Consider the following 24,319-nt stretch of genomic DNA (forward strand, 5'->3'; position numbering starts at 1 on the left):
CCTTTGAAAGACTGAGTGCAAGATAAAAGTGTGTCAGGGCGCAGTAATTTGATGCAAAACAATCTATAATTGTGACTTAATTTTTTTGTTGTTTGTCCTTTTACATTTGCAATTATGTCTAAGCTTTCCCAATATTTTGCGCAAAATCAATTTTGTTGCTTGGTCGAGTATCTGCCTACAAAAAACCAAGTATTGTCTGTAAGGGAAACTTTGGCTGGTTTTCCAGCATGCATGACCTTATCCGATCGTGTCCGTTGTGATGAAGATATTGAACCCTTGATCGCTGCACAAGCCTATCCGGATCATATTGAAAAAGTTTTGCATTATGCGGGTAAGGGAAGAGATATTAATGATTTTAATCTATTTTTAAAACAGGCGGATGCAGTCGGATTACGAGATCTTTTATTGTTGACAGGTGACAAGCTAAAGAAACACCATGATGGGCAGGGGCAACATCCCAGAACCCGTTATTTAGAGTCGGTCAATGCGGTTATGGCGGCTCAACAATACGGTGGTTTCCATATTGGGGTGGCTTTCAATCCATTTAAATATACCCAAGCAGAACAACAGGCACAGTATCTAAAACTACATAAAAAATTAAATGCAGGTGCAGACTACATTATTACTCAATTGGGCTTTGACCTCTCTGCTTTACAACAGGCACAAAATTTTTTAGCTCAAGAAAAATATACTCAAAAAATTCTTGCTTGTGTGATGCCGCTGACTTTAGCGCGCGCACAATTTATGGTGAAGCATAAAGTTGCAGGTATCGTCATCACTCCACATATGCTTGAGGTTTTAGCTCAGGATCAGGTCGATCAGTGCCCAGAAAATGCGTATAAACGCTGTGCTTTGCAAATTCTAATTTGCCAGCATTTGGGTTTTGCCGGTGTACATCTTTCGGCATGCCATAAAGCAGATGAGCAAATGTATCTAGAACAGTATATTGAACAATATCGTGATCTGAATTTGTCCCAATGCGAGACGCTATGGAATCAATTATGGCAGTTGACTGATGGGGAGCAACTTAGACCAAGCGTTGTGGTTAAACGCATGAAATCATCATTGGATAAAAAGGTGAAATATCAGTTTTTAGACTTGATTCATCGTGCCATGTTTCAGTCTAGCTTTGTAAAAGGGGTGGGGCGTTATATTTTTAATGCAAGTTTTTGGAACAGAAAAGTGGCTAACAAAGTACTCTTGCAGACTGAATATTTAAGTAAACATTATTTGGTGGGCTGTGAAAGCTGTGGACAATGCCGTTTGGCTGAAACTTTGTATATTTGTCCGGAAACCTGTCCCAAAGGGCTCGCCAACGGACCTTGCGGCGGTACTGATTTAGATCGCTGTGAGTTTGGCGACAGGGAGTGCATTCATTCGGTCAAATCACGTCTAGCGTATGATGTAGATCAAATTCAACTGTTAAAAAAACAACTGATTCCAACGGTACCGATAGACGTGCGAGGAACCAGTTCTTGGAAAAATTGGTATAAGGCAGAGTAGCTAAATTTAGTGCTCTTCATCCATAGCATTACTATAAAACTTTTCACCTAATTTAATTCGATCACGACCATTTTTCATTCGCCAGCGATTGGTATCACGTAGTGAATATACACAGCCACAGTATTCCTGCTGATAAAATTCTTCTCGTTTGCTGATTTCAATCATGCGATGCGCGCCACCATTTTTGCGCCAGTTATAATCCCAATATTCAATTTCAGGATAATGTGCTGCGGCTCGAATTCCGCAGCCATTGATCTGCTGCATGTCTTTCCAACGGGATATCCCCAAGGAACTGCTGATTAAGCGAAAACCATGTTCATAGGCATACAGGGCCGTACGCTCGAAACGCATATCAAAACACATGGTACAGCGTATGCCTTTTTCAGGTTCATTTTCCATGCCTTTGGCGCGGGCAAACCAATTGTCTGTATCATAATCGCAGTCGATAAATTCAATATTGTGTTTCTCGGCAAAACGAATGTTTTCTTCTTTCCGTATCAGATATTCTTTTACTGGATGAATATTCGGATTATAAAAAAAGATCGAAAAATCAATGTCTGATTCAATTAAGCTTTCCATCACTTCACCTGAACACGGCGCACAGCATGAATGAAGCAACAATTTATCGTGCCCTTGAGGTAATTCGAGTTTTTTTCGTTCCAGTGTCATGTTGAACAATATAAAAAGTGATGGATTGAATATTGTAAAAGTTTTTATGTGATGTGGGATTGCGATTAGGTGAAATGTTTTCAGGTTAAGCTGAACGATTTTCTATTGAATATTTCAGGTCGCAGATTTTAACTCTGATATCAGTGGTTTAATTTAATGTTAATGCACTTTGAAATTAAAATATATTTTTGTACTCAACCATTTCGTCTGATTTAAAGTGAAAAAAAATAATTATATTGATCATTAGGTGAAAATAATTAAACATAAAGGCAGTGAATCAGTTATGCTATAGCGAATGGTCCGCGTCACAAACTCATCTGGTAATCATTGAATGTTAGAACTTCGACATCTAAAAACACTGACTGCTCTGCGTGAGCATGGTTCATTGGTAGCAGCCGCAGGAGATCTGTGTCTAACTCCATCGGCATTGTCGCATCAACTCCGAGAGCTTGATCAATGGTTTGGTGTTGAAGTGGTCAATCGCCGTTCAAGACCGGTCAGTTTTTCCAATGTAGGACAGCGATTGTTGAAATTGGCAGATGATATTTTGCCTCAAGTACAAATTACTCAATCTGATATTACCCGTATCGTCCATGGGCAAACTGGGCGAATTGTTTTTTCTTCAGAATGTCACAGCTGTTTTGATTGGCTCATGCCGCTGTTAAATCAATATCGGCAACAATATCCCGATGTAGACTTAGACTTTGCTTCTGGCTTTGAAGCAAACCCTCATGAATTATTGCAAACCGGTGAGTTTGACCTGTTGATTACGGCCGATCCAATCGCACTGAAAGGCATTGAATATTTCCCAATTTTTGAATATGAATCACGTTTGGTTTTGTCCCAGACCCATCCTCTGGTGCGTATGAAGGAAATAACGGTTCAGGAACTCGCAGAAGAAACTTTGGTGACCTATCCTGTAGATAAGCATCGTCTTGATATCATGTCCAGACTGTTTATTCCCGCCAATATTCAGCCCAAACATATTCGTACTACAGATCTGACACAAATGTTGATCCAGTTGGTTGCCAGTGGTCATGGTATTGCTGCTTTGCCAGATTGGGTGGTAAATGAATATGAGCAAAAAGGCTGGGTGGTGTCTCGACGTCTAGATTGTGTTGCACCTGAAGGTTTACGCCGTACCTTATATGCAGGCTATCGCATTGAAGAAAAAGAAAAAGATTATTTTGATGGCTTTCTCAAGCAACTGGATAAATTTTCAAAGAAAAGAGCAAGCTATTACTGATTGATTTAAATTATGGTCGTTTCAGATTATTAGAGACTTAGATATGGTTAAACCTGATTGCTCGTAAAATGGATCAGGTTGCTACAATGAATATGACTATTTCTCTATAAACTTGGTTATGGCTTTCTATATAAACTATGCAGCAGTGCATGAGTTTGCAAAGCTGAAAAAATAATTTGTACAGCCATGAGGAAACATTCTTTCAGAGATGATGTCTAAGTAATGTTTTCGGATTGAACAAGATTATTCAACTTGTCAAAGCAGAACCCATCTTTGATCAGACTTAAAAACATTCTGACCATTCAATTATAAATATTGATAATGAATATAAATCTGCAAAGAAATTATAATTTATCGTTTGCATTTGATTTCTTTAATCAGCAGAGCCATGACCGGATGCTTTTTTAGAATGGATTTACCTATGGCATCTATCCGTATAAACAAACTGTTTTTGACCATTAATGGCGCTTCATTTTTTTAATAAGCATAAAACGCACTCATATTGTTCAAAAAAGTATGACAGAAGCTGAAAATCGTAATACTGGATTGGCATAGCCTTTGCATTCCTAAGCTCTATAAAAAGTGATCTAGGGTTCCGATATTTGTGCAAGGCAAATATGACTGGACCGAGAGTTCGCGGTTCGCAAGAACTACACGGAGGGATAAAAGCCCGGGAGGAAGTCAATCAACTATCCGAACAGGAGTGGCTATGAATACGACAAATTATCATGATCAGAATGAGATCTGGTCTGAAAAATTACCGGGTGGGCATCACTGGTCAGGTCGCATTCCAAAAGGAACCGTACTGCAACTTAAAGCTCTAGCTAAAAATGCCAATGTATCTTTGTTCTGTGTCAATGCCAATGACAGACTTGAACGCTTCAATATGCCTGACAGTTTAAAAGGGCAACATACTGCATACTTAACACAAGGTCATGTTTTATATTCTGATTTGGGACGCGTTATGGCATCAATTGTTCAGGATGATCATGGCTGGAATGATGTGTTATGTGGTCCAAGTCGACCTGAACAAATTCAGCGCACTTTTGGAACCAAAGGTTTTCAAGATGCCCGAAACCAGATGTATCAAAATGGTTTAGATGGTTTGCTGATTGAAATGAGCAAGTATTCACTGGGGCAGGTTGATTTAAGTGCTACCCTCAATCTATTTTCAAAAGTCAGTCCAGATCAAACAGGTGCATTGAGTTACGTTGCTTCGGACAATCAGGATCAAAGCATTCAGCTACGTTTCGAAATGGATAGCTGGGTATTTTTATCTGCGGCACCACATGCTTTAGATCATTCTACAGATTATGCTCCAGCGGATATTGCTTTGAGTCTTTTTACTGCCTTGCCTTTGTCTGAGCATGATATCTGCCGGGATTCTTGTTCACAAAATCAACGCGCATTCAACAACAATGACCGTTATTTTGCACGCCATTCATTACATAACATCAATGTATAAAGGGGCAACAATCATGACCGTATTCAGTTCAATCGAGCATCGAGTGTTAGACCAAGTACTTGTGGATGAAGTGTGTCTTGCAGGTGAGGCGTGGATGGGGGAAATTAAAAAAGGACAGTACTTTCGGATTGTTGATTTGGAAGGCAATCAAGCCGTAGATACTTTGTTCATATCCGCAGAAAACCCCGCTGAACGGTATAGTGCAACTGATACTTTGGCAATCAACCAACATATATATTTAGAAAAAGGTAGCACTTTATATAGCAATCTCGGTCGTGTGATTGCCGTGATTCATGATGACAACTGCGGTCGGCATGATACCTTGGGCGGTGCATGTTCATGTGAAAGTAATACGGTACGTTATGCACATGAAACTTATCCCATGCACAGTTGCCGCAATAATTTTATGTATGCATTGGCGAAACATCCGATTGCTCAAAAACACCAACTCAATGTTCGGCATATTGGCCCAAATATCAACTTCTTTATGAATGTGCCTGTGAGCTCGGAAGGTCATCTGACTTTTGCTGATGGTATTTCCGCACCAGGAAAATATGTTGAAGTTAAAGCGGAAATGGATCTGATTGTACTGATTTCAAATTGCCCTCAATTAAATAATCCATGCAATGGCTATAATCCAACGAAAATTCAACTGATTGTCCATACTGGTACGGAGGCTTAATCATGTTTAAAAAAGTTCTCATTGCCAATCGTGGTGCAATTGCTTGCCGTGTCATACGCACACTGAAAAAATTAGGCATCGCTTCCGTTGCTGTTTACTCTGAAGCCGATCAAGATTCTTTACATGTGACCTTGGCAGATGAAGCATTTTGTATTGGTGCAGCACCTGCACAGCAGAGCTATTTGAATATTGAAAAAATTCTGGAGATTGCAAAGCAGACTGGTGCTGAGGCAATTCATCCGGGATATGGATTTTTATCTGAAAATGCGGAGTTTTGTGATCTTTGTGAAAATCAGGGAATTGCTTTTATTGGTCCAACATCCAGTCAAATGCTGGATTTTGGTTTAAAGCATACGGCACGTGAACTTGCCATACAAAGTCAAGTTCCTTTATTGCCGGGAAGTGCTTTGCTGGCTGATGAAAATGAAGCCATTACCGAGGCTACCCGCATCGGTTATCCAGTCATGCTGAAAAGCACCGCAGGTGGGGGTGGTATTGGCATGCGTTTGGTTTGGAATGAAGCTGAACTCAAAGAAGCCTTTCAAACAGTTTCATATCTCGCTCAAGCCAACTTTAAAGACGCAGGTTTGTATTTGGAAAAGTTTGTGCAGCATGCGCGACATATCGAAGTACAGATTTTTGGTGATGGTGAGGGACAAGTATTGGCTTTGGGAGAACGTGATTGTTCTGTACAGCGCCGCAACCAGAAAGTCATTGAGGAAACGCCAGCCCCCCATTTAAATGCTGAACAGCGTGAATATATTCAAAGTATTGCAATTCAACTCATGCAGTCAGTGAATTATCGTTCGGCAGGTACTGTTGAATTTGTCATGGACACTGAAACAGCGCAATTCTATTTCTTGGAAGTGAATACACGTTTACAAGTCGAGCATGGGGTAACTGAACAAGTCTATGGTGTTGATCTGGTTGAATGGATGGTGACTTTAGCCAGTGGCGATTGGTCTGCTCCTCAAGAAAGATTAGTCTCGAAAGGGCATTCGATTCAAGTACGTTTATATGCTGAAGACCCGATTAAGCACTTCCAGCCAAGTGCAGGACTGTTGACGCATGTACAATTTGATTCAGAGGCACGTGTGGAAACATGGGTGGAAACAGGTTCTTATGTTTCCTCATTTTATGATCCGATGCTTGCTAAAATTATCGTTACGGCAGCAGATCGATACTCGGCAATACGTGCAATGCAGGACAGTCTTGCAGTCACTCAAATTGCGGGTATCGAAACCAATTTGGAATATCTGCAGAATATTGTTGCGGGTGAAGTGTTTCAATCAGGAACGCAAACCACTCGCTTTTTGAATACTTTCGCATGGAAAACTCAAAAAATCGAAGTTTTACAATCAGGTATTCAAACTTCGATTCAAGATATCACAGGGCGTTTAGGATACTGGGATGTGGGTGTACCACCGTCAGGTGCAATTGATCCTTTAAGCCTAAATGTTGCCAACCAACTTTTAGAAAATCCATACAATACGGCAGGCCTAGAATGCACTCTACAAGGCCCCAGCCTAAAGTTTCATTGTGATAGTCAAATTGTCATCACGGGTGGAGATATGGCGGCCACACTTGATGGCATCGCTGTACCGATGTGGCAAACAATCAATGTTAAAAAATCTCAAGTCTTGAAGTGTGGCACGATTAGCACCGGATGCCGTAGCTATATTGGAATTAAAGGGGGACTTGACGTTCCAGAGTATCTAGGCTCAAAAGCAACCTTTAGCTTAGGTCAATTTGGTGGACATGCAGGTCGTAATTTATTGATTGGGGATATGCTTCCAATCACAGAGCATTGTTCTGAAGACAGTAAGTGTTTAGCCCCAGATCAAATTCCATGCTTTAGCCGAACTTGGGAAATCGCCGTGATGTACGGTCCGCATGGTGCTCCTGATTTCTTTACTGAACAGGATATTGATCAGTTTTTTGCCAATACCTTTGAAATTCATTATAACTCCAGTCGCACCGGGGTACGTCTGATTGGACCAAAGCCTGATTGGGCACGCGAAGATGGCGGTGAGGCTGGCTTACATCCTTCCAATATTCATGACAACGCCTATGCAATCGGTGCAATAGACTTCACTGGGGATATGCCCATTATCTTGGGACCGGATGGTCCAAGTTTAGGCGGATTTGTATGTCCCGCAGTCGTGATTCATTCTGAACTTTGGAAAATTGGTCAATTAAAAGCAGGGGATAAAGTAAAATTCATACCTGTAAGTTATGCACAGGCAAAAATTCTCGACCAAAAATATCATCAAAGTTTAATCGATACAGACACAGCGACTGTTAATTTTAATCCTCTGATCCAGCCTGAGCATGATACTTTAAGCAATGCTGTACTTGCGAAAATAGCAGGGCGAGACAAGTCACCGAGTGTCTGCTATAGACCCGCAGGAAACAGTTATTTACTGGTTGAATATGGTGAACTGGTTTTAGACTTAAATTTACGTTTCCGTATTCATGCTTTGATGCAATGGGTAAAAGCACAAAATATTCAAGGAATTATTGATCTTACACCGGGTATTCGTTCTTTACAGATCCATTTTGATTCAATTCAAATTGATCAACTTGAATTGTTAAAAAAATTGCAAAGTGCCGAAGCTGAACTCACCGATATTGATCAGATGCAAGTTCCGTCAAGAACAGTTTATTTACCTTTGGCTTGGGAGGATTCACAGACGCAGTTGGCGACTGAACGCTATACCCAAATTGTGCGTCCAGACGCACCTTGGTGTCCTGATAACGTCGAGTTTATCCGTCGTATCAATGGTCTGCCGTCCAAGCAGGCAGTGAAGGATGTGGTCTACAGTGCGCACTATTTGGTGATGGGCTTAGGGGATGTATATCTGGGTGCGCCCGTAGCAACTCCACTTGATCCACGTCAGCGTCTGGTCACGACCAAATACAATCCTGCTCGAACTTGGACACCTGAAAATGCAGTAGGGATCGGCGGTGCATACATGTGTGTCTATGGTATGGAAGGTCCGGGTGGGTATCAGTTCGTTGGACGTACTACACAAATGTGGAGCCGTTACCGTCAAAATGCTAATTTTGAAGCGGGCAAGCCATGGCTATTGCGTTTCTTCGATCAGGTGAAATTTTACGAAGTTTCGGAGCCTGAACTGCTGAAAATGCGAGAGGACTTTAAAGCAGGACGTTTACAGCTTAGAATTGAAGAAGGCGTGCTGAATCTTAAACAATACAATGATTTCTTAACCGAAAATCAAGACAGTATCCAGGCATTTAAACACACACAACAGACCAATTTTGAAGCCGAACGTCGTCGCTGGCATGCTGCCGGTTTGCAAGAATATGTTTCTGAAAGTCTGGATGCTGTTGAAGATGCAGAAGCGGTCATTATTCCCCGAGGTGGTTGCACAGTTGAATCACATATGCCTGGTTCAATCTGGAAAATTGAATGTGCTACGGGTGAAATTGTGGAGCAAGGCGCGACACTTGCAGTGATTGAAGCCATGAAAATTGAAATTCCAATCATTGCACCCGAGCGAATGAAAGTTGAAACAATTACCATCGAAAAAGGACAGACAGTCAAAACAGGACAGGTTTTGTTTACCTTAGCACCAGTAGCCTGAAAAAGTATCTCTAAAATAAAACAGCGTTAAAACAAAGGGCATCCATGAGATGCCCTTTTTAATCAAGTATTGAGCAGATGTTTTAAGATTTTATCACCGTGTTCGACAGCATCACCTTCGATTTTTGACACTGAATGACCAGATAATGGAGAAACATCAAAAAGTAAAAAAGTACCACTTAAACTCATTTGACTATATTGAATGGAATGCTGAACAGCTTTTAAAAAACTTTCGATTAAATTTTCATGTTCATTGATTAAATTTTTTTCTGCCTGTCCTACGGTCATACTCAGTAAGACTTTTTTGTTCTTCAATTTATCCCCTTGTGAACCATACGCAAATTGATGGGTAAAAACTTCATCGAACCATAATTTTAAAATGGCGGGCATATTAAACCAAAACATTGGATATTGCAGAATGACCGTATCATGGCGCAATAATGCCTGTTGTTCCGCAACGACATCAATCTGATAATCAGGATAGCGTTGGAAAATATCTCGAACTTCTAACGCTGGATATTTTTCTGTGAGCGCATTGACAATGGTTTTGTTTGCAATGGAGCTTGAGTAATAGGGATGAGCCAAAATCAGCAACGCCATAATATGTGCCTAGTTAACTATAAAAATAATAGTCACTATATTTTTTATATGGATGACGTACAATAACTATCAAAGTTGATAGCACAGAGATATTGATGGAACCTATTGAAAATAAATGTGAAATAAAAATGAATGGAAAAATCTATCCTTGCCATATCAGTATGGCGATGGATTTGGTCGGTGGGAAATGGAAAAGTGTAATCCTTTACTATCTCAAAGATGGTGCAAAACGCTTCAATGAAATCAAGCAGCTGATGCCAACGATTACCGAAATGACACTCAGCCTGCAACTTAAGCAGTTAGAACAAAGCGGATTGATTTCTAGGACCGTGTATGGAGAAAAAGCACCAATCAAAGTGGTCTATGAAATGACCGCTTTGGGTCATTCTTTTAAACCAGTTTTAGAATCATTATCCCTTTGGGCACATGCGATGCTGAATGACGATTGAGATTCAAAAATACTTAGCAACCAACTGCTTCAGACGAATTGTTTTAATACTTTCGCCCCATCACTGCGCATGGGGCATTTTTTTTCCCAAAAAACATTCATAAATATCGCTGAATCGCAGTAAATGCATGCTCAGAAATTGGCACATTTTCTGCATCTCCATAGGCGTAATACAAAAACTTAATTTGGTAATACTGGAGTCTGTTGACTGTGCAGCTATGTTTGAAAATAGCGAACGGTCATCAGACCATCAAATAGGAGTGGCGCGATGAATCATGTAAAAACAGCAGACAAAAAAGCACATCCGCTAAAAACATTTCTTGTCGAATTATTCAGTGTTCGTGCTGGTCTGTATATCAAACAAACCAACTCAGTTCATAAACCAAAAGGATAGCACTGTGCCTAAACAAAAGTTGGCTAGGATCAGTATTACTGTACCTGAAGCGACACTCAATGCGCTTGATCAGAAAATTGTTGATCAACACTATGAAAGTCGATCACAGGCAATCGTGGATATGATCAATAAACATTTGATTGCAGAGCAGGTTCAAGCCAATGAAGTGATGGTGGGTACCTTAACCATTCTTTATGATGCAGGGCAGATGCCACTGCGAAATCAACTGATTGATTTGCAACAACAGTTTTTAACACAAGTGATCAGCTCACTACATATTCAACTTGATCAGCAAAAAATCTTACAGGTGATGCTGATGCAAGGTGCAAGCTCTGAGCTCAAGCAGATTAGTCAGCAATTTATTGCACTCAAGGGCGTGATCAAAGGACATTTAGAACTCATGGATGCAGTGATGCCTCCGATTCTACAAAATGATTAATTCAGGAGTATGGTCATGCAAGACTTATGGACAATCCAAGACTGGAAAAATGCCTATTCAAATCAGCAAATCACGATTGATGGTTTAATCAAGTATGTTGAAACAATACAAAATGATGATCATGCTTGGATTGAAATCGCATCTTCAGCACAAATCCAGGCACAAATTGACTTTTTAAAAACACAAAATAGCGATGATCTCCCCCTCTTTGGTGTGCCTTTCGCAGTCAAAGACAATATTGATGTCGCCGGTTTTCATACTACTGCTGCGTGTAAAGATGCCGCATACTTGGCAAATAATGATGCTGTTGTTATTGCTAAGCTTAAAAAAGCAGGTGCAGTGGTTGTTGGAAAAACCAATTTAGATCAATTTGCAACAGGGTTGGTGGGGGTGCGTTCACCCTTTGGTGCGGTCAAAAATAGTTTTAACCCAGCATATATCAGTGGAGGGTCAAGTTCAGGCTCATCAGTAACTGTAGCGAATGGAATTGTACCTTTTAGTCTTGGGACTGATACGGCTGGCTCAGGTCGAGTTCCTGCAGGTCACAATAATATTGTTGGACTGAAACCTACAAAGGGATGGTTTTCAACCACAGGCTTGATGCCTGCATGTAGAACACTGGATGTGATTTCAATTTTTGCACTGACCAGTGATGACGCTTGGTTGGTTGCAACATTGATGCAGGGTGATGATAAAACCGATGCTTATTCGCGTTGTCATCCTGCCAATGTTGCAACGCAATTTTCTAAAGGAAAAATTGCGATACCTGCCCAACTCGTGTTTTATGGGGATGTTGAAACTGAGAAAGCATTTAAAATTGCAGTAGAACGTGTTCAGACACTTGGCTATGAGGTTGAATCTATTGATTTTACGGATTTCAATCTCTTGGCGAAAGCGCTTTATAACGACGCTTGGGTTGCAGAGCGAACGGTTGCTGTCGAAGCGCGAGTCTCGCGGGAACAAGCACATCCTGTAATTGCTGAAATCATCGCACAGGCAGATCAGTTTAAAGCTAAAGATGCATTTCAAGCTGAATACCAACGGGCTGAACTCGCACAAAAAATCAATCTTCGTCTACAAGCCTATGATGCCTTGATGGTACCGACTTCACCGACGATTTATCAGATCAGTGAAGTTGAAGCAGATCCTCTCAATAAAAATTCACATATGGGGGCGTATACCAACTTTGTAAATTTTGCTGATCTGTCTGCGATTGCCTTACCCAATACCATTCGTTCAGATGGACTGCCAAGTGGCGTAACCTTCATTGCACCTGCTTGGCATGATCAAGCTTTGGCAAAGTTTGCTCAACAATGGCAAAAAATTACAGCGCTTCCTCTAGGCACGTCATCGCACCATTATCAGAAATGCAATGAAATTGAATCACAAAATTCAGTAAAGCTCGCTGTTGTTGGTGCGCATCTTTCAGGGATGCCTTTGAATTTTCAATTGACCACCCGTCACGCGACATTGCTCGTAAAAACCCGAACTGCAAAAAGCTATAAATTATTTGCTTTAAAAAACACTACACCACCTAAACCGGGGTTGCAATTTGATGTTCATGGATCGGTGATTGAGGTTGAAGTTTGGGATGTTCCCTTAGCGAATTTTGGGGCAATCGTTGCAGAAGTTCCTGCTCCACTGGGTATTGGCAATCTGCAACTTGAAGATGGGACTTGGGTTAAAGGTTTTATCTGTGAAGCATATGCGACTGAGGATGCTGTTGATATCAGTCATTTTGGCGGGTGGCGTGCCTATATGCAGTCACTCAGTCAGTCCAATACCAAATTTAAATGTGAGAACGTTGGGGGAGTATCGGTATGATTCGTAAATCTTTTTTGTCCATATCAGTGTTAACTGCGGTTTTAATGTCGGGTTGTGACAACACTGCTAAAGTACCTGATGCCAAAGAAAATAAACAAACGACAGCAACCATGCAGCCGATTACCATTGGCTATAGTGATTGGCCTGGATTTGTTGCATGGCAAGTCGCGATTGAAAAGGGTTGGTTAAAAGAAGCAGGATTAAATGTTGATTTTAAATGGTTTGATTACTCAGCCTCACTTTCAGCCTTTTCAGCAAATCAATTGGATGCAGTATTTGTCACCAATGGTGATAATTTGGTGACTGCTTCAGGCGGCACGCAAGGCATGATGATTATGGCAACAGATTATTCTGCTGGAAATGATGTCATTATTGCCAAAGAGGGGATTAAGCATATACAGGATTTAAAAGGCAAATCAGTCGGTGTTGAAAAGGGGCTGGTTGATCATTTACTGCTCGCAACAGCGATGTCAGATCAGAAAATTCCCATTAATGAAATCAAATTGGTGAATTCTGCGACCAATCAATTACCTCAAGTGTTTTCAAGTCCTGATATTTCCGCAATTGCAGTTTGGCAGCCTGTTGCCAGTCAAGCACTGAAAGCCGTTGCAGGCTCAAAAATCATTTATACATCGCAAGATAAACCGGGTTTAATCTATGACACATTAACTGTCAATATGAGTCATTTAACTGCACATAAAGAGGAATGGAAAAAAGTTCTGCAAGTGTGGGATAAAACGGTGAAATATATTAACGATCCAGCCACACACGCAGATGCTGTCAAAATCATGGCAAACCGTTCAGGTGTCGATCCGAAACAATATGAATCCATGGTAAATGGCACACATTTACTGGATCTAGCTGCCAATAAAAAAGTCTTTAGCAAAGGCAATGGATTCGATTCGATTTATGGTTCGTCCTATCATGTGAATAAATTCAATGTGCAGAATGGCATCTATAAAACTGAGCAGAATGTAGATGGTTTGATTTATCCAACCTTATTACAAGAGTTACCATAAGGGGATTTGCGCTAATTGGATTGGTCTGGAAAAACCTCTCTAGGACCAATCGCAAATTATCTAACTCAACCAATAGCCTAAGCAGTATCATTCTGGAAACTTAAATAATTAGATAAGAAGCTTCGCTGCTTCTTATTTTGTGAAAAGCTTTGATCAATTAGTGCAGACCATGCCTTAGTTTTTAGAGATAAAAAGATATCATCTCGAATATCGAGCTAACTCATTCAAAATAAGTCGAACGCATGCTATTTAAACGTGAGTTCGATGCAACTACATCTTCAACTCATTGAAAAAGAATAAGTCTTGGCGGAGTCTTGCTGAGTTTTACCCAATTTTAGGATCAGCCTGCGGATAGCCCTGCTTTTCTTTTGGGACGAGGAGTAAAGCTCCCCAAGGGCAACCATCCTGCGCAACGACATCGCTGCCCACCGCAAAACTCGTCAACCACCAGCAACATATTTAATCAGTCGCTGAAACAATATCTTATCCAAGTAGTCCTGCCTCAAACGGTTGCCGATGACGTTTCCGAGCATCATATTTCATCAAGATTTTTATATCGAACTCAGATTATTTTCTTCATCTAATGATATTGATTGGTATCATCGCCTGACTCAATTGGCTTTTAATTGTTTAGATCAAATCAAACATCATGATATTTAAACCTGTACATTCAATATTATGTTTTAAAATACGAATCCAAATTGACTAAAAAGGAATTAAAAAAGAAAATTAAGGCAAATGATCAAGCCTCAAAATTGCATCAGCATAAACTTTCCTTAAGTGAGTTCTGTGCTGTTTGAGAAAAGATGAATAATTAAAATTCCGATAATCATCAGTGAAAGCCCAAGAATAGCTGCTAAATCCAAATGCTGTTTGTAATAAAAAAAACCAACCAGTGAAACTAAAATAATGCCAGCACCTGACCATAAGGCATAGGTAATACCGACTGGGATGGTTTTCATTGTCAGTGATAGGAAATAAATCGCCACGGCATAGCCACAGATCGTGATGATTGATGGCAAGAGTTGGCTAAATCCTTCTGAAGCTTTCATGGCAGAGGTCGCAATGACTTCTGCCACAATCGCAATGAGTAAATAGAGAAAAGACTTGGTTAAAATATGCTTCCTAGACACTTATTTCTGCATGATGGAAAAGATGGTTGTGTTCCTGTTCAAACCAAGCAAGGCTGGCGTTTGATGTTGCTGTCTGTGTGGAAAAACAAAAATCTTGATCAAAAACATCGATTGTGAAATATAAATGGCAACGTTGTCCTTGAATAAAGCGTTGTTGTATCAATGTGTTGTGGTCTAATTGACTAAAGTGATCAAGTTCGATGGATTTACCCACCTGCGCTGTCACGGTACTGAGATCAATCATTTGTTGCCCAAAACTAACCGATACTTCATAATCCTGAATGTCTTGAACACTTATATGTTTTTGAGCAAAGGCTTCAGATAAAGATTTATCCATTTCTAAACGTTGTTGGATATCTGGATGGCGTGATCGTGCAAAGGCAATAAAATGATCACAAATAATCAAACCACCATCAGCAGGGTAGCTTATATTCAAATCCATATTTTCAATTTTAAATAAGCGCAAACCCAGAAAAAGACCATGTTTGGCTTGCTGACGCCAGTCTTCAACATAAGCACGGCTTGGGGAAAACTCTAAAATGGCATTGCCAATTGCATAGAGTTTTGCAGGTTCAGGCCATTGAACATGATTTTGATAATTACTGGTGATTTGCCAAGAAAGTAGTTGCTGCTGTTCATCCCACAGCGTGTTGCCGACCCAGCCTTGTCGCTCCAAAACAGGGGTAGAGTATTGGCTTTTTAAACGTAAATCGATGGTAAATGATTTTGACTGAAACCAATAGACCAGTGTAGTTTCATCAGTAAGTCCATTGGCAAAACTGATACTTTTACGGCGGAAAGCACCCAATAAATATTCAGGGAGTCGACCTTTTGAAGCAGCAGGTAGCTTGAGTTGAGTACAGAGTGTCATGAGATTCATAGTGATTCCTCATTTTGGTTTAAACCAAATGAATAGAGTGGTCTGGCATTCTCAAGTTGAATTTCACCACGAGTGACTTTGTCTTTGAGATATTGAAAAGTTTGTGCCGTTTGATTAAATAGATGCTCTCCGCCTTTTAATGGTGCATATTGAGCAGATTCAGAATTCACCAAGGGTTGAATGATGTAGTCATAATCACATGAGAAAAAGAAGGGAAAAGAATAACGCTCCTCGGCAACTTTTTTAACACGGTGCTTGGTGGCCAAATAACGCCCATTGGACAAAATCTCCATCATATCGCCAATGTTCATAATCAAGGTGTTTTCAAGCAATGGCACATCCATCCATTGCCCGGCTTTGTTAAGCACTTGTAAGCCGGGCGCAGTAGGGAGAAGTAAAGTAAAACATTCATAATCCGTGTGCGCACCGATACCTTCTTTATCCTGAATATCTGCAATATATGGATAATGTATCAAGCGAAGCTGACTGGGGGCTTTTGAAATATGCGCATTAAAATAGTCCTCATCCAAGTCCAATGCCAAGGCAAAACTTTGAAAAATTTGCTGCCCGATTTTTTTGATGTGCTGATAATAATTGGAAACATGTACTTTAAAGCTAGGATCATCAGGCCACTGTGTTGGACCTACAAGCGGGCGTCTATCCTCCAAGCCGAGGTAATCATAATTCACATCATACGCTTCTTTAAGATCATAGCTGTTTTCGACAAAACGTTCTTCTCCAATCGGGACATAGCCACTGTGATTTTCCGATAGACCAATATAATTCTGCATTTTTAGGGCTGTATCTTGGGCAAAATACTGTTGCGCTGTTTGGTGGAGCTTTTCAAATAATTCAGGCTTAAACTGTTCACCTTTTAAATAAAGAAAGCCAACATCTTTACATGCTTGATCTAAAGCATGTGCGACCTGCAAGCGATCACTACGATCAGGGCTGCACAGTAAAGAAATATCCAAAAGTGGTAAAACATAGCTATTCGTCATGAATATCACCAAAGTTGGTCGTCCAACATAGAACTAAGCGATTTGGGTCGTCCCAAATGCGATAAGAAAGTGTTTATCTACTTGTTTGTACTGACTTGTGTCATACGTGGAATCTTGGGTAAGTCTTGCAGTGATGGATCAAGTTCATCTTCATGAGCATGTACCAATTGATCAACTCGAGCCCTGAGCTGCTTAAATGCAGGGCTTGTGATTAAATCTGTTGAACGTGGGCGAGGCAAATTGACTTCAATGATTTCCTTGATTTCACCGGGATTGGCTTTGAGTGCCACAATACGATCAGCCAGCAAAATCGCTTCATCCATATCATGGGTCACAAAAATAATCGTGATGTCTATGTTTTGCCATAAATCCATCAAATGTTTTTGCATCTTTTGGCGAGTATGAGGATCTAATGCACCGAAAGGTTCATCCATCAATAAAATTTTCGGTTCATTGACCAAAGCACGCGCAATTGCGACCCGTTGTTTCATACCGCCAGATAACTGGTGAGGATATTGATTTTCATATTTTTCTAAACCAATGATATTGATCCATTCACGTGCATGGGATTCAGCCGCGATTTGGCTGATACCTTTCATTCGTGGACCAAACATGACATTTTCTTTGACTGTTTTCCATGGAAACAGCGTATAGCCTTGAAAAACCATCCCACGTTCAGGACTAGGACCTGTAATTCTCTCTCCATCGACCAAGACCTCGCCACTGTGATAGGGATCTAAACCCGCAATCACACGACTTAAGGTTGATTTCCCGCAACCAGAAGGACCAATCACACAAATAAATTCTCGTTTATGGATTTTTAGATCAAGCTGTTTTAAGACCACACGTTCAGTCTTGCCATGTTTAAAGATTTGGCTCAGTTGTTTGGTTTCTAAAATGACAGGGCGTGCATAGATTTTTTGAAAATACTCATATGGATTAAAAGTTGAATCATTCATTATTTTGCTCCTGTTTTCCATGCAAACATACGTTCACCCATCTTCATCAAGACCCAATCACAGACTAAGCCAATCACTCCAATAATTAAGATTGCGGCATACACATTGTCAAAGTTTTGATAGCGGGCTTGTTGGGTGATAAACCAAGTGATGCCTGAGGTTGTCCCGATTAATTCAGAGACAATTAAATAAGTCCAAGCCCATCCCAAAAGCACCCTTAAATCGCGGTAAATATCAGGAAATGCCGCAGGAATAACCACATGGAACAAACTTCTTAATTTATTGGTTCCAAGGGTATAACCCGCTTCAATCAATCCTTGATCAACCATGCGTGTGGTATTGGCGATAATCAGGATTTGTTGAAAAAGCGTACCAATGACAATAATTGCAATTTTCGGCGCATCATTGATGCCTAAAATCGCAACAGCCAATGCGCCAAATGCAGGTGCAGGCAAGTAACGAAAAAATTCAACAAAAGGCTCAGTCAGCAGAGATATTTTTTGCGAGAAGCCACAGAGAATTCCCAGTGGAATACCAAAAATTGAGGAAATCAGAAAAGCTGAAAAAACAATTTTAATACTGTGCCACAAACTTTGATGAAACCAAGGCGTATCAGGTTGTTCAGGTGGTGTGGTAAAGGCAGTCACCAAGGCTTTGGCAACTTCATGTGGTGCAGGTAAGTAGATTGGATTAACCAAAATACCTTGTGGTGGTGCAGAATGGTGATCTACAGCATTTTGTGCCTTACTATAGAACACATTTTTATCCACACGGCTGCCGACTTGAAGATAAGAAATACTCCCTGAATCGGTAATTTGGACTTGTGGATGCCAAATAAAAGGTAAATAACTAAAAGCACACCAGAGACATATAGGGATTAGAAAAGAACATAAGCTTAAGATCAGCCTGTTCTTTTGACCCATATCCTTTGCGACATAACCCATATTTGTCATCCTCATTTTTGCTTGAGTATTACGATTGTTGGAAAAAGTAATATTGTTTAAGCAAAATAAGTGCCATGAGACAGAGTAGGGGTAGAATTAAATGAGAAAGTAGGTGTGCGTTGAATGCACAGAATAAATTCAATGATCTTGTTTCTGAAAAACAAAAAGATAGAATTCTATTGAATGAAAATATTGAAAATTAAATAGGGAAGGCAATGAAAAACAAAAACGCAGTGTACTTTGTAAACGATGAGTATGAACAAAATACACAGATGTTATTGAACTGATCCATTAAGATGCCGCGCTATTCATCGGAATATGGCGGCATTCTAATCGCACAAAATCTAGATCATGATTCACTTAAGTTGAACATCAAAACATATTCAACTTAGATGGAAAAATTTATCTTAAAACGGAAGCGGTTCCAAGCCTTTGACGATATCATTAAATTCAGAACCGTTGAGCCAAAATGATTTCTTTAAAAAGAGTGTGGTCATGATACTTTCGGCATCATCACTGTTTGTGTTTTCACAGAACAAACCATATTGACTGCCAAGTACATTATTGTCTTCAATTAAGCGAATATAGTACGCATGTTGTTCATCAGCATAACCAAGAATTGCATCACGTTGAGTAGCCATTTTTATGTCTCCACATAGAAAATCAATCAAATAAGTGCATAACGAAGATCAGCGAACTTGCTCAACAAAATCAATAAAATAACATTGTACTTATACTGTAAATTATTGATTTATGATAAGTATATTGACTGTCTTTGACATCCTTGTTCAAAGAAATGTATCAAAACTGATCGATAGGGCTATTGTTATTCAAAAAAAAGTTGCCGTCAACTTGAATTTGTAACTTTTTCAAGGTATATTGATTTTACTGGTTTTTATGTAGCATACAGGATAAAAAATGACTAAAAAAGTAGAATTTGAACATGGAGGTGCGAGAGCCAATGCTGGACGCAAAGCACAATTCAGTGAGCCTACCAAAGTAATCCGTGTGCCTGAATCCCAAGTTGATTTTATCAAAAATTGGTTACTGAAGAATTTCAAAAATGGTCAGTTGAATGATTTAAGCTCCACCATGAATATTCAAACTGTTCAAGCAAAAAACGATAAGGTTTATCAAATTCCTTTAGCAACTGAACGGGTTGCGGCAGGCGTCCCATTCTCAGTTCAGGACACCATTGAGCAATCTTTGGATATGAACGAGTATCTGATTCGAAATGAAAGCTCAACTTTTATTGTTAAAGCCAATTCTCTTTCAATGTTGGATGTCGGTATAGATATTGAAGATCCATTGATCGTCGATCGTAGTATCACGGCAAAGTCGGGTGATATTGTGATAGCACGTATTGACAATGATTTTACCGTAAAGCGGCTCATGATTGATAAGCATTTTGACCCCCCTAAAGTTTGGTTAAAAGCAGAAAACCCTGAATTTAAGAATATTTATATTGAAGAAGGGCAAGAGTTTGAAATTTGGGGCGTGGTCACCTATAACTTAAAACGAATGCGCTAATCAAGATTTTACCTGGTCAGCTTTTATGACTCAGGTTTTAAAGCAACATTCATGTTGCTTTTTTTGATTTAGTTTTGATCAGCTTTACTCGGCAAAAGAAAACAATATTGGATGATATTACTGCTGCATCAAAGACCTTCTAGAAATAAAAACTTAAGCATCGAAACCTGCCTTTTGCTTTCATTATCTGTTTATTCGCATGATTACTTCTGGCAATCATTTTCAATAATTTAAAAATAACACAATTTACAGATCTCGCTTCGGCATATTTTTTGCTGTCGTTAAATTAATTAATTTATCGAATGGTAAAAAATGAACGAGAAAATATATCCTTGTAACGCCAGATCAGACGCCGAATTTATTATTTTGTCTTCAGGTTTAGGGGGGCATGCAACATTCTGGCAACCGCAGATTGATTCGCTTACTCAATATTTTCATGTCTTGGTCTATGATCAACACGGCTGTCATGCAGATTCTGCACATTTACCTCAATCCTATTCCACTCAAAATATGGCTGAACAAGTACTGGCAATTCTGCAGCAGTACAAAATCAGTCAATGCCACTTTATTGGGCATGCCTTAGGGGCAATGATTGGAGCTGAACTGGCTGTGCTTGTGCAAAATACGGCTATTTCTTTACTGAGTCTGACCATGATCAATGCTTGGAATACATTGGATCCCCATACACAAAAATGCTTTGAGACTCGAATCGCTTTATTAAAAGATTCTGGGGCAGAAGCTTATGTACGTGCACAAGCTTTGTTTCTTTATCCCGTTGCTTATATCTCAAAACATCACCAGGAAATTCAACAGATAGAGAATCTAGGTCTGCAGGACTTTCCTCCATTCAACAATGTAATGACACGATTGAAAGCATTGATGGAATTTAAAATCTTGGACGTTCATCAACAGGCTTTATCGAATACAGACTTGTATTACATTGCCAATAAAGATGATTTTCTGGTGCCTTATCAAAAAACTCATGATCTTCAAGCAGCATTAGGGCATGGGAACTTAACTGTATTGGACTATGGCGCACATGCATCAACAATCACAGACAGTAAAACACTCAATCATCTGTTGATTAAAAACTTAAAGGAGAAAAGATAATGAAAAATCAAAAGAAAATAGATTTAGACCAATTATTTAATCAGGCCAGAACACACAATGGATGGTTAAATCAACCAATCTCAGCTGAACAAATTCACCAACTCTATGACCTGGTTAAAATGGGACCTACCTCAGCCAATTGTTGTCCTGCGCGATTTGTATTTTTAACCACTTTTGAGTCAAAAGCCCTGCTTAAACCAGCATTGTCGTCAGGAAATATCGAAAAAACAATGACGGCTCCTTTAACCGTATTGGTCGCCACAGATCAAAGGTTTTATGATCAGTTTGCTAAATTATTTCCGCATAGCGATGCGAAGTCCTGGTTTACATCCAGCCCTGAACTTACCCAAGAAACAGCGTTTCGCAATAGTTCAATGCAAGCCGCTTATTTGATTTTAGCTTGCAGGAGTTTAGGATTAGATACGGGACCAATGTCAGGCTTTGATCCTCAAAAAGTAAATGACGCTTTTTTTAAAGATACGAATGATAAGATTAATATGATTATTAATATTGGTTATGGAGATCATACAAAAATATATTCAAGATTACCGAGATTGGATTTTGAGGAAGCGTGTAGGATATTATAAATAATGTTGAAATAATAATGAATTAAATCAAACCGTATCTATTTTTTGATACGGTTTCTTTATTTGATATGGGTATTTAATTTAGGTGTATTGAAAAATGATCTAATTCAGCGCATTTTGCACCATTTTAGTATATGGGTAATTGAGGAATGTGAATCATATTTTTTACCAAAAGGTAAAATAAAAAATAAAAAAATAAAATTAAATATAATAAACAATAATATAAATTTAGTGGCATGTACTATGCATTATTAAAAAAATAAAGGCGTCTAAATTTTAGTTTATGGCGAAGTGCGTTAATTAGAATATTTTTTATGCAGTGAGGTTTAATGATGAAAATAGGTGTATTTTGTCCAATTGGAAATAATGGCTGGTTGCTTTCAGAAAATGCTCCACAATATAAACCAACATTTGAGTTAAATAAACAGATTGTACAGCGTGCTGAATATTATGGATTTGATTTTGCACTCTCCATGATTAAATTACGCGGCTTTGGCGGTAAAACAGAATTTTGGGATTATAACTTAGAAACTTTTACCTTAATGGCGGGGCTTGCTGCTGTCACCAGCAAAATTAAAATTTTTGCGACGGCCGCAACTTTGGTAATGCCTCCTGCAATTGTGGCGCGGATGGCATCAACCATTGATTCAATTTCAAATGGACGGTTTGGTTTAAACGTCGTGACTGGATGGCAACCGCCTGAATATACGCAAATGGGCATGTGGCCAGGGGATGATTATTTTGCCAAACGTTATGATTATCTGTCGGAATATGTCGAAATTTTACGTGAGCTATGGGCAACAGGAAAGTCGGATTTTAAAGGTGAATTTTTCAAAATGGATGATTGCCAAGTCAAACCAACACCTCAAGCAGACATGAAAATTATCTGTGCAGGTCAGTCTGACACGGGTCTCGCGTTCTCGGCACAATATGCAGATTACAACTTCGTTTTTGGTAAAGGACTGAATACACCGACGGCTTATGCTGAAATTAACGACCGTTTAAAAGTATATACCGACCAAACAGGGCGTAAAGTTCAAACTTATGTGCTGTTTATGGTGATTGCAGCAGAAACAGACCAAGAAGCGATGGACAAATGGAAAAATTACAACGCAGGTGCGGATGTAGAAGCCATTAACTGGCTGATGAACCAAGGGGGTAAAGATCAAACTTCAGGTACAGATACCAATATTCGTCAAATGGCGTCAAGCGTATCGCCAGTAAACATCAATATGGGCACGATCGTGGGGGCATATGAAAATGTTGCCGGTATGTTGGATGAAATTGCCGAAATAGAGGGTACGGAAGGGATTCTGTTAACTTTTGATGATTTTGTAAAAGGTGTAGAGGATTTTGGTCAGCGTATTCAACCTTTGATGAAAAGTCGAGAAGCCGTTGTTGCCAGTTATCAAGAACCAAGCCCGACCATTTTGGAGAAAAGCGCATGAATATAATAGAAAAAAGTAAAGCTGTTCCGAACATTGTTTGTGCCGATTTTACCTCACAAGCGGGTACAGGCAAACTTTTAAAAGCCGAACCTGAATCGATTCAGCTCGCCCCTGAGCATACCGCACTTATTGTGATCGATATGCAGAATGCGTATACCTCGCTTGGTGGTTATCTAGATCTCGCAGGCTTTGATGTCTCAAAAACTCAACCTGTGGTCGCAAATATCAAAAAAGCGGTGGATGCTGCGCATGCTGCGGGGATTCAAGTGATCTATTTTCAAAATGGCTGGGACGCTCAATATCAAGAAGCAGGCGGTTTAGGTTCTCCGAATTTTCATAAATCCAATGCCTTAAAGACCATGCGTCAAAAACCAGAATTAGCAGGCAAATTATTGGCGAAAGGTGGCTGGGATTTTGCATTGATCGATGAGTTAAAACCTGAAGTACAAGATATTGTCATTGAAAAACCACGTTACAGCGGTTTCTTTAACACCGCTTTAGATAGCATGTTGCGTGCACGTGGTATTCGAAATTTGGTTTTTGTCGGTATCGCAACCAATGTCTGTGTCGAGTCAACATTAAGGGATGGCTTCTTTTTGGAATATTTTGGCGTCGCGCTAAAAGATGCTTGTTATCAGGCAGGACCAGAAGAAGCTCAAAGGGCTGCTTTGTATAACATTAAAACTTTTTTTGGATGGGTGTCAGATACTGTTTCTTTTGTAGAGGCTTTTCAATCCCAGCCAGAAGCTACAGTAGCTTTGAATCAATCAGCATAAGTATTTTTAAACGATTTTTAAATTTTTGCCATCTGTTGTTGATTCATTCTATGGC

General features: G+C 39.7%; 23 protein-coding genes and 1 riboswitch. Of the genes, 15 read left to right on the forward strand and 8 right to left on the reverse strand.

All coding sequences use genetic code 11. The features are described from left to right. The first annotated feature begins 114 nt into the window (after window positions 1–114). The gene (locus IMO47_RS16120; protein ID WP_196076244.1) at window positions 115–1,503 is read left to right on the forward strand and encodes a methylenetetrahydrofolate reductase C-terminal domain-containing protein; all 1,389 of its coding nucleotides are present in this window, start codon (window positions 115–117) and stop codon (window positions 1,501–1,503) included. 6 nt (window positions 1,504–1,509) lie between these two features. Here IMO47_RS16120 and IMO47_RS16125 read toward each other — a convergent pair whose 3' ends face one another. Continuing rightward, a complete protein-coding gene (locus tag IMO47_RS16125; RefSeq protein WP_196076245.1) occupies window positions 1,510–2,172 on the reverse strand; it encodes an epoxyqueuosine reductase QueH in 663 nt (220 codons plus the stop codon). 331 nt (window positions 2,173–2,503) lie between these two features. On the opposite strand from IMO47_RS16125, the gene IMO47_RS16130 reads away from it, so the two are divergent. The 4 genes from IMO47_RS16130 (at window position 2,504) to uca (ending at window position 9,173) form a co-directional block, all read left to right on the forward strand. Further along, window positions 2,504–3,418, forward strand: coding sequence for a LysR family transcriptional regulator (locus IMO47_RS16130; protein ID WP_004828965.1), 915 nt, complete (start codon window positions 2,504–2,506; stop codon window positions 3,416–3,418). Window positions 3,419–3,994: 576 nt separating this feature from the next. Further along, window positions 3,995–4,097, forward strand: a riboswitch (guanidine-I (ykkC/yxkD leader). Between the two features lie 30 nt (window positions 4,098–4,127). Next, complete coding sequence (locus IMO47_RS16135; protein ID WP_196076246.1) at window positions 4,128–4,883, forward strand: urea amidolyase associated protein UAAP1; 756 nt, start codon at window positions 4,128–4,130, stop codon at window positions 4,881–4,883. A gap of 13 nt (window positions 4,884–4,896) precedes the next feature. Next, on the forward strand, window positions 4,897–5,565 hold the full coding sequence (locus tag IMO47_RS16140; RefSeq protein WP_196076247.1) for an urea amidolyase associated protein UAAP2: 669 nt from the start codon (window positions 4,897–4,899) through the stop codon (window positions 5,563–5,565). A gap of 2 nt (window positions 5,566–5,567) precedes the next feature. Next, window positions 5,568–9,173 carry an urea carboxylase gene (gene uca, locus IMO47_RS16145; protein WP_196076248.1) on the forward strand — a complete coding sequence of 1,202 codons (3,606 nt, stop codon included), beginning with the start codon at window positions 5,568–5,570 and terminating at the stop codon, window positions 9,171–9,173. A gap of 62 nt (window positions 9,174–9,235) precedes the next feature. Here the strand turns inward: uca and IMO47_RS16150 are convergent, their stop codons facing one another. Then, complete coding sequence (locus IMO47_RS16150; RefSeq protein ID WP_196076249.1) at window positions 9,236–9,772, reverse strand: NAD(P)H-dependent oxidoreductase; 537 nt, start codon at window positions 9,770–9,772, stop codon at window positions 9,236–9,238. A gap of 95 nt (window positions 9,773–9,867) precedes the next feature. Between IMO47_RS16150 and IMO47_RS16155 the strand changes: the two genes are divergently transcribed. The 5 genes from IMO47_RS16155 (at window position 9,868) to IMO47_RS16170 (ending at window position 13,896) form a co-directional block, all read left to right on the forward strand. Next, on the forward strand, window positions 9,868–10,221 hold the full coding sequence (locus IMO47_RS16155) for a helix-turn-helix domain-containing protein (RefSeq protein ID WP_196076250.1): 354 nt from the start codon (window positions 9,868–9,870) through the stop codon (window positions 10,219–10,221). Window positions 10,222–10,488: 267 nt separating this feature from the next. Continuing rightward, window positions 10,489–10,614: a hypothetical protein gene (locus IMO47_RS19905; protein WP_265092644.1), complete on the forward strand. Its 126-nt coding sequence runs from the start codon at window positions 10,489–10,491 to the stop codon at window positions 10,612–10,614. A 4-nt stretch (window positions 10,615–10,618) separates the two neighbouring features. Beyond that, complete coding sequence (locus tag IMO47_RS16160) at window positions 10,619–11,053, forward strand: transcriptional regulator (protein ID WP_196076251.1); 435 nt, start codon at window positions 10,619–10,621, stop codon at window positions 11,051–11,053. Window positions 11,054–11,062: 9 nt separating this feature from the next. Continuing rightward, complete coding sequence (gene atzF, locus IMO47_RS16165; RefSeq protein WP_196076252.1) at window positions 11,063–12,877, forward strand: allophanate hydrolase; 1,815 nt, start codon at window positions 11,063–11,065, stop codon at window positions 12,875–12,877. Next, a complete protein-coding gene (locus IMO47_RS16170; RefSeq protein WP_196076253.1) occupies window positions 12,874–13,896 on the forward strand; it encodes an ABC transporter substrate-binding protein in 1,023 nt (340 codons plus the stop codon). Before atzF ends, IMO47_RS16170 begins: the two co-directional genes overlap by 4 nt. 776 nt (window positions 13,897–14,672) lie before the next feature. Here IMO47_RS16170 and IMO47_RS16175 read toward each other — a convergent pair. The 6 genes from IMO47_RS16175 to IMO47_RS16200 form a co-directional block, all read right to left on the reverse strand. Continuing rightward, window positions 14,673–15,014, reverse strand: a complete 342-nt coding sequence (locus IMO47_RS16175; RefSeq protein WP_196076261.1) for a multidrug efflux SMR transporter — start codon at window positions 15,012–15,014, stop codon at window positions 14,673–14,675. 7 nt (window positions 15,015–15,021) lie between these two features. Next, on the reverse strand, window positions 15,022–15,909 hold the full coding sequence (locus IMO47_RS16180; protein ID WP_196076254.1) for a hypothetical protein: 888 nt from the start codon (window positions 15,907–15,909) through the stop codon (window positions 15,022–15,024). Continuing rightward, entirely contained in the window at window positions 15,906–16,910 is a 1,005-nt protein-coding gene (locus tag IMO47_RS16185) for an isopenicillin N synthase family oxygenase (protein ID WP_196076255.1), read from the reverse strand. Before IMO47_RS16185 ends, IMO47_RS16180 begins: the two co-directional genes overlap by 4 nt. Before the next feature lie 77 nt (window positions 16,911–16,987). Further along, window positions 16,988–17,869: an ABC transporter ATP-binding protein gene (locus tag IMO47_RS16190; RefSeq protein WP_196076256.1), complete on the reverse strand. Its 882-nt coding sequence runs from the start codon at window positions 17,867–17,869 to the stop codon at window positions 16,988–16,990. Further along, complete coding sequence (locus IMO47_RS16195; RefSeq protein ID WP_196076257.1) at window positions 17,869–18,813, reverse strand: ABC transporter permease; 945 nt, start codon at window positions 18,811–18,813, stop codon at window positions 17,869–17,871. Before IMO47_RS16195 ends, IMO47_RS16190 begins: the two co-directional genes overlap by 1 nt. 407 nt (window positions 18,814–19,220) lie before the next feature. Beyond that, the gene (locus IMO47_RS16200; protein ID WP_004828949.1) at window positions 19,221–19,454 is read right to left on the reverse strand and encodes a hypothetical protein; all 234 of its coding nucleotides are present in this window, start codon (window positions 19,452–19,454) and stop codon (window positions 19,221–19,223) included. A gap of 277 nt (window positions 19,455–19,731) precedes the next feature. On the opposite strand from IMO47_RS16200, the gene umuD reads away from it, so the two are divergent. The 5 genes from umuD to rutB all read left to right on the forward strand — a co-directional run bounded on the left by umuD (window position 19,732) and on the right by rutB (window position 24,264). After that, complete coding sequence (gene umuD, locus IMO47_RS16205; RefSeq protein WP_196076258.1) at window positions 19,732–20,343, forward strand: translesion error-prone DNA polymerase V autoproteolytic subunit; 612 nt, start codon at window positions 19,732–19,734, stop codon at window positions 20,341–20,343. A gap of 312 nt (window positions 20,344–20,655) precedes the next feature. Further along, on the forward strand, window positions 20,656–21,453 hold the full coding sequence (gene rutD / locus IMO47_RS16210; protein WP_196076259.1) for a pyrimidine utilization protein D: 798 nt from the start codon (window positions 20,656–20,658) through the stop codon (window positions 21,451–21,453). After that, window positions 21,453–22,040, forward strand: coding sequence for a malonic semialdehyde reductase (locus IMO47_RS16215; protein WP_196076260.1), 588 nt, complete (start codon window positions 21,453–21,455; stop codon window positions 22,038–22,040). The genes rutD and IMO47_RS16215 overlap by 1 nt, the downstream gene beginning before the upstream one ends. A gap of 332 nt (window positions 22,041–22,372) precedes the next feature. Further along, window positions 22,373–23,488, forward strand: a complete 1,116-nt coding sequence (gene rutA / locus IMO47_RS16220) for a pyrimidine utilization protein A (RefSeq protein ID WP_196075766.1) — start codon at window positions 22,373–22,375, stop codon at window positions 23,486–23,488. Then, on the forward strand, window positions 23,485–24,264 hold the full coding sequence (rutB, locus tag IMO47_RS16225; RefSeq protein WP_196075762.1) for a pyrimidine utilization protein B: 780 nt from the start codon (window positions 23,485–23,487) through the stop codon (window positions 24,262–24,264). The genes rutA and rutB overlap by 4 nt, the downstream gene beginning before the upstream one ends. The last annotated feature ends 55 nt before the right edge of the window (window positions 24,265–24,319 follow it).

The organism is Acinetobacter sp. Res13-Abat-PEC15-P4-01 (assembly GCF_015676285.1).
Lineage (GTDB): Bacteria > Pseudomonadota > Gammaproteobacteria > Pseudomonadales > Moraxellaceae > Acinetobacter > Acinetobacter nematophilus.

Excerpts from the sequence above, each read along its gene's own strand:
- IMO47_RS16120 (WP_196076244.1), top strand. The coding sequence starts at position 115 with ATGTCTAAGCTTTCCCAATATTTTGCGCAAAATCAATTTTGTTGCTTG.
- IMO47_RS16125 (WP_196076245.1), bottom strand. The coding sequence starts at position 2,172 with ATGACACTGGAACGAAAAAAACTCGAATTACCTCAAGGGCACGATAAA.
- IMO47_RS16130 (WP_004828965.1), top strand. The coding sequence starts at position 2,504 with ATGTTAGAACTTCGACATCTAAAAACACTGACTGCTCTGCGTGAGCAT.
- IMO47_RS16135 (WP_196076246.1), top strand. The coding sequence starts at position 4,128 with ATGAATACGACAAATTATCATGATCAGAATGAGATCTGGTCTGAAAAA.
- IMO47_RS16140 (WP_196076247.1), top strand. The coding sequence starts at position 4,897 with ATGACCGTATTCAGTTCAATCGAGCATCGAGTGTTAGACCAAGTACTT.
- uca (WP_196076248.1), top strand. The coding sequence starts at position 5,568 with ATGTTTAAAAAAGTTCTCATTGCCAATCGTGGTGCAATTGCTTGCCGT.
- IMO47_RS16150 (WP_196076249.1), bottom strand. The coding sequence starts at position 9,772 with ATGGCGTTGCTGATTTTGGCTCATCCCTATTACTCAAGCTCCATTGCA.
- IMO47_RS16155 (WP_196076250.1), top strand. The coding sequence starts at position 9,868 with ATGGAACCTATTGAAAATAAATGTGAAATAAAAATGAATGGAAAAATC.
- IMO47_RS19905 (WP_265092644.1), top strand. The coding sequence starts at position 10,489 with ATGAATCATGTAAAAACAGCAGACAAAAAAGCACATCCGCTAAAAACA.
- atzF (WP_196076252.1), top strand. The coding sequence starts at position 11,063 with ATGGTCATGCAAGACTTATGGACAATCCAAGACTGGAAAAATGCCTAT.
- IMO47_RS16170 (WP_196076253.1), top strand. The coding sequence starts at position 12,874 with ATGATTCGTAAATCTTTTTTGTCCATATCAGTGTTAACTGCGGTTTTA.
- IMO47_RS16180 (WP_196076254.1), bottom strand. The coding sequence starts at position 15,909 with ATGAATCTCATGACACTCTGTACTCAACTCAAGCTACCTGCTGCTTCA.
- IMO47_RS16185 (WP_196076255.1), bottom strand. The coding sequence starts at position 16,910 with ATGACGAATAGCTATGTTTTACCACTTTTGGATATTTCTTTACTGTGC.
- IMO47_RS16190 (WP_196076256.1), bottom strand. The coding sequence starts at position 17,869 with ATGAATGATTCAACTTTTAATCCATATGAGTATTTTCAAAAAATCTAT.
- IMO47_RS16195 (WP_196076257.1), bottom strand. The coding sequence starts at position 18,813 with ATGGGTTATGTCGCAAAGGATATGGGTCAAAAGAACAGGCTGATCTTA.
- IMO47_RS16200 (WP_004828949.1), bottom strand. The coding sequence starts at position 19,454 with ATGGCTACTCAACGTGATGCAATTCTTGGTTATGCTGATGAACAACAT.
- umuD (WP_196076258.1), top strand. The coding sequence starts at position 19,732 with ATGACTAAAAAAGTAGAATTTGAACATGGAGGTGCGAGAGCCAATGCT.
- rutD (WP_196076259.1), top strand. The coding sequence starts at position 20,656 with ATGAACGAGAAAATATATCCTTGTAACGCCAGATCAGACGCCGAATTT.
- IMO47_RS16215 (WP_196076260.1), top strand. The coding sequence starts at position 21,453 with ATGAAAAATCAAAAGAAAATAGATTTAGACCAATTATTTAATCAGGCC.
- rutA (WP_196075766.1), top strand. The coding sequence starts at position 22,373 with ATGAAAATAGGTGTATTTTGTCCAATTGGAAATAATGGCTGGTTGCTT.
- rutB (WP_196075762.1), top strand. The coding sequence starts at position 23,485 with ATGAATATAATAGAAAAAAGTAAAGCTGTTCCGAACATTGTTTGTGCC.